Genomic DNA, 11,390 nt, shown 5'->3' on the forward strand with positions numbered 1-11,390 from the left:
GGCGCGGAGCGAGCCGTTGCTGCCGTCGGGAAGGGAGCGCGGCCGTGACCGCGCTTGCCTGCCCAGGCCGGCATCACAGGGCCGTCAGGCTCGGTCGCCGCCGCCCGCCAGCCCCGCCCGATAGGCCAGGACCACTGCCTGGACGCGGTCGCGGAGGTCCAGTTTGGTGAGGATGCGGGAGACGTAGGTCTTCACGGTCTCGTGGCTGATGACCAGCTCGGAGGCGATTTCGGCGTTTGACAGGCCCTCGCTGATGAGGAGGAGGACCTCGTGCTCGCGGGCGGTGAGGACCTTGAGGCGCTCGCGCTCGGGGGACGCTGGGGCGGCGGAGGGGCGTACGCGTTCGGCGAAGCGGCCGATCAGGGTGCGGGTGACGGCGGGCGCCAGGAGGGACTCGCCGCGGGCGACGACGCGTACCGCGTTGATCAGTTCGGGCGGTGGGGCGTCCTTCAGCAGGAAACCGCTGGCGCCGGCGCGCAGGGCCTCGTACACGTACTCGTCGACGTTGAAGGTCGTCACGACGAGGATCCTGGCGGGGCTGGCGGAGTCGGGGCCCGCCAGGCGGCGGGTGGCCTCGATTCCGTCGAGCAGGGGCATGCGGATGTCCATGACGACGACGTCCGGCTTCAGCTCCTGCGCGCTGCGGATCGCCGCTCGGCCGTCGACGGCCTCGCCCACGACCTCCATGTCGGGCTGGGCGGAGAGGATCGTGACGAAGCCGGCACGCACGAGGGCCTGGTCTTCGCAGACCAGCACCCTGATCGCAGGGGGCGGAACACTCATGCGGCACCTCCCGAGGGGATGCGTGCGTGCACGCGGAATCCGCCTTCCGGGCAGGGCCCCGCCGCGAACTCGCCCCCCAGCATCTCCACCCGTTCCCGCAGCCCGGTCAGGCCCCGGCCTCCCGAGACATGCGGGCCGCCGCCCGGCAGGGCGGCGGAGGCGGGAGCGCAGCCGGCCGTCCCCGCAGTGGTGACCTCGACGTCCGTCCAGTCGGGGGTGTGCGCGAGCCGTACCAGCGTCCGCCGGCCCGGGGCGTACTTCACGGCGTTCGTCAGGGATTCCTGCACGACGCGATACGCCGTGAGCTGGGCACCTATGGCCATGGCCGGCTGCTCTCCGTCCTCGACCAGCTCGATCGGCTGGCCGCCCGCTCGTGTCTGCTCCACCAGATCAGGCACTCGGCCCGGCAGCGGCGTCCGCTCCCGGGGCGTCGAATCACCGGTCGCCTCCAGCACGCCGAGCAGGAACCGGAGTTCGGCCAGCGCGCGGCGGCCGGTGCCGTTGATGGCGTCGAAGGCCTCGTGGAGGCGGTCCGGCGACTCGGTGAGGTACTGCGCCGCACCTGCCTGCACCACCATCGCGGTCACGTGGTGGGTCACCACGTCGTGCAGCTCGCGGGCCAGGCGGCTGCGTTCCGCCGCGATGGCCACCTGCACGGACAGACGCCGACGCTCGGCCTCCTGCGCCCGCCGCCCGCGGACCTGAACGCCCAGCCCCCACACCACCGCCAGGACCATGTAATAGAGCAGGTAGTCGGTCAGGCCGTCAGGCGAGCCCAGCACGTGCAGCACGACACCGAAGACCGCGTACCCGCCCGTCGCCGCGAGCGGTACGACCCGCCGGAAGCGGTCCTGGTGGGCACCCACGGAGTACAACGCGACATACAGCCCCAGGCTGCCGAAGGTCGGCGGGTAGCCCAGGCACTCGTGCACCGCGAACGAGGCCCCCGCCACCGCGAGGCAGGCGGCCGGCCACCGGGTGCGCACCGCGAGCGGCAGGGTCTGCCCCAGGGTCAGCAGCACACTCGCGACCGAGGCGCCGTGGGTGGGAAGGCCGCCGAACTGCGCCCCGATCCGCGACAGCGGCGCCGCGAACGACAGCACCGTGAAGCCAAGCGCGACTCCGCCGTCCCTGGTGGCGGCAGGGCGGGATCCCCACCACCGCGACAGCACGCGGAGCCGGGCGGCGGCGGAGGCCACCGGGTTCACGCGTGCGAAGAGGCCCCTGTCCTGCGCACGCGCCGTTGGCGCGGGGGATGCCGAGCCCGATGGTTCACGCGCTGCTTGGTCTTCCATCATCATCCACGATCCCGTACGTCCGGCGCTGAGCGGCATGAGAACCGGGCCGTGGTCCGCTGCCCGCCCGTTCGCTGCGGCCTGTTCGCTGCGGCCTGTTCGGTATCGAACACCACACGGCGCCCGCGGGCCCCACAGTCTTGCACCGTGAGCCTAGCGTCCTGTGGCGGGGACTGGGTCCCCCCGGAGAGGACAGCCGGGTAGCTCGCTTGGGGGACCCGCGAAGACGGCAAGTGCCCACCCGTCGGTGACGACGCGCAGGAGGTGCGGCCCGTAGCCTTCCGGCATCGAAAGCGCAGGCCCCGGCAGCGGGCCCTGCTGGGGAGGCCGTGTCGTCTGATTACCGTCAGTCACCGATGCCTGGCAGGGCGCGCAGGCAGGATGCGTCGAGCTGGCCGTCGAGGGCTGCATCGGCCCCCGGTGTGCTTCGACGCGCCCTACGAAGCCGCCGCGTCGGCCGTCATCGCCCCATCGCATCCGCAGCCCGGGTGGTCCGCTGTGTGCCCTGCCGCCGCGGGGGCGGGGGCAAGGGCCGGGGATCCGGTGGCAGCGACGTCGAAGGAGAGGTCGGGCGCGAGGTGGACCCACGCCGCAACGCCGGCCGCAGCCCCGGCGGTCACCGCATCCCCAGGGGCCGGAGCGGGCCATCGACGGCGAGTTCGGCCCGCACCGTGACCGTGCCGCCGTCCGCCCCCGCCTTCGGCCGGACGGCGACCGCTCCCACGGATGTCGCGTCGGTGGTGGCAAAGGCCAGACGGAGGATTCCCTCCGCCGCGCGCGCGTGGTTCGCGGGGGTGAAGCCCTCCGGGAACCGGATGCCGGAGGCGAGCGGCAAGGGCCCGGCGGGGATGACGGCGACGGCGGTCACGACCAGCCTCCGTGTGCGGTGAGCGTGCAGCCCTCGGGGCCCTCGAAGGAGAACATCGGCCCGAAGGGGCTGTCCGCCATCGGAGTGAGGATCTTGATCCCGGCGGTGGTGAGCTGGTCGTGGGATACCTCCTCAAACGCGCCCAGGCTGCCCTGCGCGGTGCCATGGACAAGGTCCTGCGCGAGCACGGGCGCCTCAGTACGCCACTCTCGAACTCCTGGCCCTACACCCCGGCATGACCAACGCCGACCTCGCCCGCGCGACCTTTGTCACCCGGCAGTGCGGAAACATCGTCCTGCGGGGCCTGCAGGAGGCAGGACTGATCAGCCGCCCAGCCACCGCCGACCACGGCCGCGCGCGGCCCGCCCATCTCACCGAAGCGGGCCACACACGCCTGGCCGCGGTCCAAGCCGCCGTCCACGCAATCGAACAGCGCATGGTCGAAGCGATCCCGCCCCAGCGCATGACAGCGCTCCTGGCCGATCTCGACCGCATCGCGGCAGCCTTCGAGATACGGGGCATGGAGAGAAAGTCGTACCCCAGCGACTTCAGGACTCCTGACAAAAGTGGTGGGCTTGACCTGGTCAGAGGTCGGCGTCGTGCACGAGGCCGCTGGGTAGCGGGACGCGGGCAGCCGCGTCATCGCACGCGATAAACCCGGCGACGTCGGCGAACATCCCCGGGATACTGGTCGCCCATGGACGAGGTCAAAGTCGTCGTCGCCCATTCCGAGCGCGCGACTCTGCGCGTCGGCGACGTGTTCCTGAAGGTGGACGCCGATCAGGCGCGCATCGACGTCGAGGTCGAGGCGATGTCCCTCGCGCCGGTCCCGACCCCGGAGGTCCTGTGGTGCAAGCCGCCCGTGCTCGCGATCGCCGCACTCCCGGGGACGACGCTTGGGCGCCTCGGCGGGCCGTCGACCGGGTCGCCGGCGGCGTGGGCCGCGGCGGGCGCTGCCATCCGGAAGCTGCATGACGCCCCCCTGCCGCCCCGGCCGGGTCGGGCCGGGCGGAGCATCGTCGCGCTGGCGGCGGAACTCGACGACGAGTGCGAGTTGCTCGTGACGAACGGCGTCCTGCCCGCCGATCTGGTCACCCACAACCGCCAGGTCGCCGAGGCCGCGCTCCGGCCGTGGACTCCGGCGTTCACGCACGGCGACCTGCAGATCGCGCATGTCTTCGTCGACGGCGACGAGGTCACTGGCATCATCGACTGGTCCGAGGCGGGCCAGGGTGATGCCCTGTACGACCTCGCCACCTTCACGCTCGGACACGAGGAGCACCTCGACGACGTCATCGCCGGCTATGGCACCGACATCGACCTCGACGTGATCCATGCGTGGTGGTCGTTGCGAAGCCTGCTGATAGTTCGCTGGCTGACCGAGCACGGCTTCGACCCCTTCGCGCCGGGCTGTGAGGTCGACGTGCTGAGATCCCGGATGTGAGGCCGCGCGGGCCGACTGCCACGTATGCGTTCTGACGCATCGAGCCGGCCATCATCTGGGGCGCATCGCCTGCCCTTACGCTCAGCAAAGTGCGGTGCGCAGTCGTCGCCAGCAGACGACGGCGCAGCCGAGGCTGAGGAACGCGTGGTGAATGTCGTCGCGGATCTCCCAGCGGATGCGCAGGCGGCGGAAGCAGTGCAGCAGCGCGATCGCTCCTTCCACGACCCAGCGGTAGACGCCCAGGCCGGAGCCGTGTCCGGTGCGGCGCCGGGCGAGGTGCGGGGTGATCTGGAACCGGCGGACCTTCTCCCGGTGGTCCTCGTGGTCGTAGCCGCGGTCGGCGTAGAGGTGCTTGGGGCGGCGCAGTGGCTGGCCGCGCTTGCAGCGGATCGGCGGGACGGCCTGGATCAGCGGGATGCCGTGTGCCTCGACGATCAGACATCCGATGGGGTTAAGCGGTCAAGCTGCGGCAGCGAGGACGGGCTCGGGACGGGTGGGGAAGGCGATGGTTTCGTCGTAGGGCACACGCTTATCGAGGCAGTGGTGCAGGCACCCGATCACGCGATTGAAGAGATGACGCAGGGCTGCGATGTGCCGGTCGCCGTTGGCGCGTCTGCGGTCGTAGTGGGCTCTGGCGCCCTTTGAGGCCGTCAGGGAAGCGAGCGCCCAGACGTAGCCGGCAGCAGCGAGACGCTGGTTCTTGACCCGGCGAGCCTTGACAGAAACGCTCTTGCCTGATGCTCGGGTCACTGGTGCGGCTCCGGCGTAGGACGTGAGGGCCCTGGCATCGGCGAAGCGAGACCGGTCGTCTCCGATCTCGGCGAGCACACGTGCGCCGGTGAGGGAGCCAAGTCCCGGAAAGCTGGTGATGATTTCGGCATCCGGGTGTGCCTCGAAAGCCTCCGCTGCGGCTTCGGCAAGCTCGTCCGCGCCGGTGCAGGCGGCGTCCGGGCTGGGTCAGCAGTTCCGGAATCTGATAAAAGGCCGAGAAGGCGTACATCTTGTCCATGCTGGTCAGCAGGAAACGGCCCTTCGAATGGGGATGCTGACCACGGGGAGTCCTGTAGTAGTCGTACCCCTCACGCAGGAGATCCGGCGTGTTGTCGAACGCGGCTTCGCCCACCTGAATAACTGGCGGATCCTCACCAAGCGCCGCACCGACCCTGCTCGTGCCACCCACCTGCTCCGCGCGCTGCTCGTACTGACGAACATCGAGGCCACTACAGGCAATTGCTCTATACCGCAGGCAGCCCACGACCAGCACAAGCACCCGGAACAGCGTCACTGAGCCGGGATCGGCTGGGTGAGGTTCACAGGGTTGCCGTCGGGGTCCTGGATGTGGGCGACGCGCTGTCCCCACGGCATGTCGTTGGGGCCGCCGCGGACCGAGCCGCCCAGCGCCGTCACCCGGCCGAGCGTCTCGTCGACGTCGTCGACACCGATGCTGAGCAGGATCCGCGGTGCCGCCCCGGTCTCCGGGTTCGTCTTGGCCACCAGCCCGAGGTCGGTGTCGCCGATGCGCAAGCCGACGTAGAAGGCCGGGCCTTCCGCCGGTACCCGGAAGATCTCCTCGGCGCCGAACAATTTCGTATAGAAGCCGAGCAGGACGTCATGGTCGGCAGTGATGATCACTGGCTGGATGGTGGACATGGCACTCCTGTCGAGAACGGTCGTGTCGCTGGGTAGACCGTTCGAGGACGGTGAACTCATCGGCCAAACCGCCCTGCCGGACGATCTACACCCCAGACTGCCGCCCACGACCAGCACGAACAGCCCGAATCGGGTCACACCAACCCTGCTGACCAACCACTTCAAGATGGCGCGGCCTCACTGATCCGCGTTGCTCAACCGACCGGTCCCGTCGCCACGAGCGGCACGTACTGCCGGTTCGAGCAGCGACAACGTTCTCTCCTCCGCGTCGAGGGCGACGCGGATGCCGACCGGCATCGGCAGATTCGGGCCCGCATGTCCGACCTCGATGTTGCCCAGGACCGGAATGTCACGGTCGCCGAGGACGTCGAGGACGATCTCGGCCAGGGTCGGGGAGCCGTCTGGTGAGTCGAGCCCGTCGATCGCCTCCGGAACGCCCACGACCAAGCCGGCGATCCGACCGAGGATGCCGCTGTGCCGCAATATCTGCAGGTAGCTCCACACGTACGACGCCTGGCCGCCCAGCTCCTCCCAGAACAGCACCGCACCGTCGAACCGTTCGAGCGGCAGAGCGAAAGGCGTCGCCTGCGCGAGCACAATGCGGTCGATGACCCCGCCGATCAGGGGACCTTCGACACGCCCGGCACGCCAGCATTCCCACGACGGGCCGGCGGGCAGCGCGCCGATCGGCTCCGTGCCGGTCAGCAGCGTCGCGTACAGCTTTCCCAACTCCTTCCGGCGGGCCGCGGACGCTTTCTGCCAGTGCCCGCCGAGACCGGGCGTGGCCAGGTCGGTATGGAATCCGACCAGACCCGCGCGCGTAGAGCACCAGATGCAGCAGTGAGATGTCGCTGTGGCCGAGGATCGGTTTGGGATCGGCCCTGATCGCGTCGAAGTCGATCAGGTCGAGATATCCGAACACTGTCTGGCCACCGTCGTGCGCGACGATCGCGCGCACCTCGGGGTCACGCAGCAGACCGTTGAACTCCTCGGCGATCTCGTCCGGTCGCGCCGCGCTCCACCAATGGTGGCGCCCAGCCTCGAGGAGCGGTGCGAGACGCACACGGAATCCCATCCCCTCGAGTTCGGCCACGGCCCGCTCGAGATCGGGTGCGTATCTGGCGCGGCGAGAGTGACCGAGGCAGTATCCCGACGCCTGCAATAGCACGCGACACATTTACCGATCGGCTCCCTCCCTAGGTTGGAAAAGGCTCAAGGGAGGACTCGAAAGTCGCTGGACGTGATGATCATGATGGTCGTATCTTCGGCCGGTTTTCACGTTCGCCACGTCGGAAGAGGTGCGTCTTATGACGGTCCAGGCAAGCGCGGCTCACTTCAGTCGGCCGCCTTCCCGAGCCGTTCTGACCTCTTCGGACCAAAGGAATCCCAGAAGTGGATCTGCCACGTAGTTTCACCATCCGTGAGAGCAGCCATCGCCTCTGTAACCCGTTCACGAGCGAGAAACTGGCCACACTGGGCCAGGCCATCAGTCCCGCGCCGGGCACGCGCATACTCGACCTCGCCTGTGGCAAGGGCGAGTTGCTGAGCACCTGGGCGCGTGACCACGGTGTGAGCGGTACCGGGGTGGATATCAGCACTGTCTTCATCAGCGCCGCCCGCGCGCGGGCCGTCGAGCTGGGAGTGGCCGACCGGGTCGACTTCGTGCACGGGGACGCGTCGGGCCATGTCGCCGATGATCTGGTCGGCATCGCCGCATGTGTAGGGGCGACCTGGATCGGCTCCGGCGTGCCGGGTACCGTCGATCTTCTTCGGCGCAGCCTGGTCCCCGGAGGGATGATGCTGATCGGCGAACCGTACTGGCGGCGTGAGCCCCTGGATCAGGCGACCGTCAACGGCTGCCATGTTGGCCACAAGGACGACCTTCTTCCGCTGCCGGAACTGCTTGAGCAATGGGGTGACCTGGGCTGCGACGTCGTGGAAATGGTCCTCGCCGACCAGGACAGCTGGGACCGGTACGCCGCCGCGCAGTGGCTCAACATCCGCTGCTGGCTCGACGCCAACCCCGACGACGAACTGGCTGACGAGATGCGCGCGGAACTCACTGGAGCTCCCGCTCAGCACGCCAGATATCAGCGCGAATACCTTGGGTGGGGAGTGTTCGTCCTGATGAACCGCTGACACAACACGCCAAGTGGGCCCCGGCACAATCTGCCGGGGCCCAGCCGCAGGGCACCACGTTGAGGCCGGTGTCGCTCCGAGATCCAGTTGGCCAGCAGATCTGTCTTCATCGGTGCAACTCGGTCAATTCCCTGTGCGAGCCCGCCCATTGCGAACGGATCGTCGTTGCGGAGGGCCGGTGTCCGAGGTGACAATGCGTGGAGGTGCCGGGTAGTCATCCCGGCGAAGTGTTGGAGGCGCTGCTTGTGAACACCGCATCGCGGTGCGCCTCGCTATGCGCGCCAGACGCTGACCACTTCGCTTCGCCCATCGGCTGACCTGCTTCGTTCGCGGTGGGCGCTTCCCCTTATGGGAGACCACCGTAGTGCCCGAAGACGTCGTGACGGGTGATCGCCGTCCTCTGACGACGGTTCTTGCCGCCAACCTGATTTCGACCACTGGGAATTGCCTCACGTACATGGGCGTGCCGTGGTTCGTGCTGCAGAGCACGGGCAGCGCCGCCAAGGCCGGGATCGTTGCGTTCTGCACGCTGCTGCCCGTGGTGCTCGCTGCGCTCGTCGGTGGTCCGGTCATCGACTGGATGGGGCGACGCCGGGTGAGTGTCGCCTCGGATCTCGCCTGCGGGGTCGCCGTTGCGGCGATCCCGCTGCTGCAGTTCGCCGGCATCCTGCAGTTCTGGATGCTGTGTGTGCTGATGGCGATGACAGGGCTGTTCCGTGCGCCGGGTGAAACCGCTCGCGGCGTGCTGTTGCCCACGCTCGCCGAACGCGCCGGAATGCCGCTGACCAGGGCTGCCGGATTGTACGACGGTGCGGCACGCTGTGCGGCGCTGACTGGATCCACTCTCGGAGGTGTGCTGATCGCCGTACTCGGAGCCGAGAACGTCCTGTTGGTGGATGCCGCGACCTTTGCTGTGTCCGCGCCGCTGTTCGCGTTCGGGGTGCGCGGCCTGCCTGAGGCACAGGCCCAACAGCGGGCGGAGCCGGCGTCGCTGCGTGCCTACCGTCGTGAACTCGCGGAAGGGTATCGCTTCGTGGCGGCCACGCCGCTGCTGCTGGGCCTGTGCCTGATGACGCTGGTCACCAGGGGCCTCGACCAGGGATGGAGCGCCGTGCTCCTGCCCGTGCATGCCCGTGAGGAGCTTGATGGTGCCGTCGATCTCGGTCTGCTGAACGCGGCGTTCGGGGTCTGCGCTCTCACGGGGGCGCTGGTCTACGGGGCGGTGGGCAGCCGCTTTCGGCGGTGGCCCGTGTTCACGATCGCCTTTCTCATCGGGGGCCTGCCGCGCTTCGTGGTGGCCGCCTTCACCGACACCTTCACCCCGCTGGCCGTGATCATGGCGGTAGAGGGTCTCGCCTTCGGTGTACTCAACCCCATCATGGCCACCGTGACGTACGAGACGGTGCCGGAGGACCTGCGCAGCCGCGTGCTGAGCGCGACAACGGCCTCGGTCCAACTGGTCACTCCGCTGGGCGGACTGGCCGTGGGCTTCCTCGTGGATTCGGTCGGCCTGCCCTCCACGCTGCTGACGATTGGCGGTGTGTATCTACTCGCCACGCTGTGCCCGGTGATCTTCCCGGCCTGGAGGCAGATGGACAGTACCGATTCCCCCCACGACACGGCGGAGGGCTCGCTGCCGCAGGGTTCGGGGACGAAACGGGTGTAGTCCCGATGACGGCTGTTTCGACGCTGCTCACAAACACGTGACGTCGGTGCTCCCCGTCGCCGTGATCAGGCGGCGGCCCTGGTCTTCTTCGTCCAGCTGTCGGTGCGGGGCCCGGTGCGGGTCAGGTGCCGGGTCATGAGGGTGATGAATGCCCAGTTCAGATGTGCCTCGGCGTGCTGGGGAAGCCGCTCGTCGTCCCCCAGTCGCGTACGCGAGGAAAAAAGTCACCCGTCCGGGCGTCTCCGCCGACGGCGTCCCGGAACGCCCCTGGCGCTGTCAGCGGCCGTCGGTAGCGTGACCGCCGTGATGGTGGAACCGGAGAAACCCGGCTGGTCGTGCTGCGCGGCAACAGCGCCTCGGGGAAGTCGTCCGTCGCGGCCGACCTGCGCGAGAGGTTCGGGCGAGGCCTGGCCCTGGTCGGCCAGGACCACCTCCGCCGCATCGTGCTCCGCGAACGCGACCGACCGGGGGCGGCGAACATCGGTCTGATCGACCTGACCGCCCGCGCCGGAGCCTGGGTCCGCTGAGGTCGGCTCGCCTGCCGGTTGAGCGGGCTGGCCTGTTCGCGGTGTCGGCCCAACGGCTACGCGGCCACGGCGAGAGAGGGGCCGAACGCGCGTTGCGCGTCGTAGGGTGGTCGCGTGTCCAGCGACCGGCAGGGACCTCGGTCTGCTGACGAGCTCCGAGCTCGCGAACTGGTGAGAGCTTGGCCCCTGCAGGCGGGCTGAAGACCATGAAACCCGTGGTGCCCACGTTCCTGCCGGGCAGGACCGACGCGGCCCAGGCTAACCAGCAGCTTTACGCCTCGACGATGATGGTGCCTATGGTCGATTCCGGGCCGGGTCCGTCCGGACGGTCGACCTTCCACCAACCCAGCACGTCCTGGTACTCCGGCTGTGGGATCGCACGTCCTTCGGCAGTCATCAGGCGTCCCTGATATGCCTGGGCGTAGCGTGCTCTCACCGAGTAGACGCCGAGTTCGTCGGGAACAACGAGGTCGCACGACACATTTACCCACTCCGCTGGACCTGGGTTGTCTTCCGCCAGCGCCTCGACGCTCGTGCCGGCATTGACCACCTTCAAGCCGCCCCCGCTGCGCTGCTTGCCGTTCCATACCGACGCCTGGGCTCGATCCTGGCCCGCCAGCCCAACGATCACCTGGTTGATGGCGTTGCCGCACCCTGAACAATCATGCAGCACATCGAAACTGAGCTGGTGCGAACCGCCTCCTTGGACTCTCACCACGTCACCCTGGCCATCGATCTTCACGTTGCGGATCCGGAACCGCGACGGCTCCACCATTTCGGTGTCAGGCGTGAGAGCCGTGGTTTGGTGGACATCGCTGTGACTCATCTTGTCGGTCATGTGTCAAGTAAACAGGTGGCCACTGACAAGGGCCGGCCCCCAACGAAGTTGGCACGTCGGCATCAGACACATCTTCTTAGCTTGTGCTTTGACCTCTGAGTCAGTCATCCCAACAGGGCAGCCGTGAACAACCCGTGGTGAGCCACCAGCCACTCCTGGATGCGGTCCCAACGCTGCCAA

General features: G+C 68.7%; 11 protein-coding genes and 5 pseudogenes. 6 read left to right on the top strand and 10 right to left on the bottom strand.

All coding sequences use genetic code 11. The features are described from left to right. Positions 1–84: 84 nt before the first annotated feature. The 4 genes from ACH47Z_RS39200 to ACH47Z_RS39215 form a co-directional block, all read right to left on the bottom strand. Positions 85–783, bottom strand: coding sequence for a response regulator (locus ACH47Z_RS39200; RefSeq protein ID WP_399082766.1), 699 nt, complete (start codon positions 781–783; stop codon positions 85–87). Then, complete coding sequence (locus ACH47Z_RS39205; protein ID WP_399082769.1) at positions 780–1,991, bottom strand: sensor histidine kinase; 1,212 nt, start codon at positions 1,989–1,991, stop codon at positions 780–782. Before ACH47Z_RS39205 ends, ACH47Z_RS39200 begins: the two co-directional genes overlap by 4 nt. Positions 1,992–2,694: 703 nt before the next feature. Then, positions 2,695–2,946 (bottom strand): hypothetical protein, encoded by a 252-nt coding sequence (locus tag ACH47Z_RS39210; RefSeq protein ID WP_399082772.1) that lies wholly within the window; start codon positions 2,944–2,946, stop codon positions 2,695–2,697. Further along, a complete protein-coding gene (locus ACH47Z_RS39215) occupies positions 2,943–3,134 on the bottom strand; it encodes a hypothetical protein (protein WP_399082775.1) in 192 nt (63 codons plus the stop codon). The genes ACH47Z_RS39210 and ACH47Z_RS39215 overlap by 4 nt, the downstream gene beginning before the upstream one ends. On the opposite strand from ACH47Z_RS39215, the pseudogene ACH47Z_RS39220 reads away from it, so the two are divergent. After that, positions 3,111–3,451 (top strand): annotated as a pseudogene (locus tag ACH47Z_RS39220) (MarR family winged helix-turn-helix transcriptional regulator); the annotation flags it as partial. The gene ACH47Z_RS39215 and the pseudogene ACH47Z_RS39220 sit on opposite strands and share 24 nt — an antisense overlap. A gap of 192 nt (positions 3,452–3,643) precedes the next feature. After that, positions 3,644–4,390, top strand: coding sequence for a phosphotransferase family protein (locus tag ACH47Z_RS39225; RefSeq protein ID WP_399082778.1), 747 nt, complete (start codon positions 3,644–3,646; stop codon positions 4,388–4,390). A gap of 81 nt (positions 4,391–4,471) precedes the next feature. On the opposite strand, the pseudogene ACH47Z_RS39230 reads toward ACH47Z_RS39225, so the two are convergent. After that, a pseudogene (locus ACH47Z_RS39230) lies at positions 4,472–4,807 on the bottom strand (transposase); the annotation flags it as partial. A gap of 42 nt (positions 4,808–4,849) precedes the next feature. After that, a pseudogene (locus ACH47Z_RS39235) lies at positions 4,850–5,338 on the bottom strand (transposase); the annotation flags it as partial. Between ACH47Z_RS39235 and ACH47Z_RS39240 the strand changes: the two are divergent. Further along, the gene (locus tag ACH47Z_RS39240; protein WP_399082781.1) at positions 5,259–5,678 is read left to right on the top strand and encodes a hypothetical protein; all 420 of its coding nucleotides are present in this window, start codon (positions 5,259–5,261) and stop codon (positions 5,676–5,678) included. The pseudogene ACH47Z_RS39235 and the gene ACH47Z_RS39240 overlap by 80 nt on opposite strands. Here the strand turns inward: ACH47Z_RS39240 and ACH47Z_RS39245 are convergent. The 3 genes and pseudogenes from ACH47Z_RS39245 to ACH47Z_RS39255 form a co-directional block, all read right to left on the bottom strand. Beyond that, entirely contained in the window at positions 5,672–6,040 is a 369-nt protein-coding gene (locus ACH47Z_RS39245) for a VOC family protein (protein ID WP_399082784.1), read from the bottom strand. The two genes, ACH47Z_RS39240 and ACH47Z_RS39245, sit on opposite strands and share 7 nt — an antisense overlap. A 177-nt stretch (positions 6,041–6,217) precedes the next feature. Continuing rightward, a complete protein-coding gene (locus ACH47Z_RS39250) occupies positions 6,218–6,769 on the bottom strand; it encodes a hypothetical protein (RefSeq protein WP_399082787.1) in 552 nt (183 codons plus the stop codon). A gap of 145 nt (positions 6,770–6,914) precedes the next feature. Further along, a pseudogene (locus ACH47Z_RS39255) lies at positions 6,915–7,217 on the bottom strand (LD-carboxypeptidase); the annotation flags it as partial. 215 nt (positions 7,218–7,432) lie between these two features. Between ACH47Z_RS39255 and ACH47Z_RS39260 the strand changes: the two are divergent. The 3 genes and pseudogenes from ACH47Z_RS39260 to ACH47Z_RS39270 all read left to right on the top strand — a co-directional run. Beyond that, positions 7,433–8,179, top strand: coding sequence for an SAM-dependent methyltransferase (locus ACH47Z_RS39260; RefSeq protein ID WP_399082789.1), 747 nt, complete (start codon positions 7,433–7,435; stop codon positions 8,177–8,179). A gap of 364 nt (positions 8,180–8,543) precedes the next feature. Further along, on the top strand, positions 8,544–9,845 hold the full coding sequence (locus tag ACH47Z_RS39265) for an MFS transporter (protein ID WP_399082792.1): 1,302 nt from the start codon (positions 8,544–8,546) through the stop codon (positions 9,843–9,845). Between the two features lie 329 nt (positions 9,846–10,174). Further along, positions 10,175–10,351 (top strand): annotated as a pseudogene (locus tag ACH47Z_RS39270) (kinase); the annotation flags it as partial. 292 nt (positions 10,352–10,643) lie between these two features. Here ACH47Z_RS39270 and ACH47Z_RS39275 read toward each other — a convergent pair. Next, positions 10,644–11,210: a hypothetical protein gene (locus ACH47Z_RS39275; RefSeq protein ID WP_399082795.1), complete on the bottom strand. Its 567-nt coding sequence runs from the start codon at positions 11,208–11,210 to the stop codon at positions 10,644–10,646. Positions 11,211–11,390: the final 180 nt, after the last annotated feature.

The sequence above is a fragment of the Streptomyces sp. NPDC020192 genome (assembly GCF_044388685.1).
Taxonomy (GTDB): domain Bacteria; phylum Actinomycetota; class Actinomycetes; order Streptomycetales; family Streptomycetaceae; genus Streptomyces.

What these genes read in the sequence shown, in the direction of transcription:
- ACH47Z_RS39275 (WP_399082795.1), bottom strand. Translation starts at nt 11,210, where the DNA reads ATGACCGACAAGATGAGTCACAGCGATGTCCACCAAACCACGGCTCTC.
- ACH47Z_RS39240 (WP_399082781.1), top strand. Translation starts at nt 5,259, where the DNA reads ATGATTTCGGCATCCGGGTGTGCCTCGAAAGCCTCCGCTGCGGCTTCG.
- ACH47Z_RS39200 (WP_399082766.1), bottom strand. Translation starts at nt 783, where the DNA reads ATGAGTGTTCCGCCCCCTGCGATCAGGGTGCTGGTCTGCGAAGACCAG.
- ACH47Z_RS39245 (WP_399082784.1), bottom strand. Translation starts at nt 6,040, where the DNA reads ATGTCCACCATCCAGCCAGTGATCATCACTGCCGACCATGACGTCCTG.
- ACH47Z_RS39225 (WP_399082778.1), top strand. Translation starts at nt 3,644, where the DNA reads ATGGACGAGGTCAAAGTCGTCGTCGCCCATTCCGAGCGCGCGACTCTG.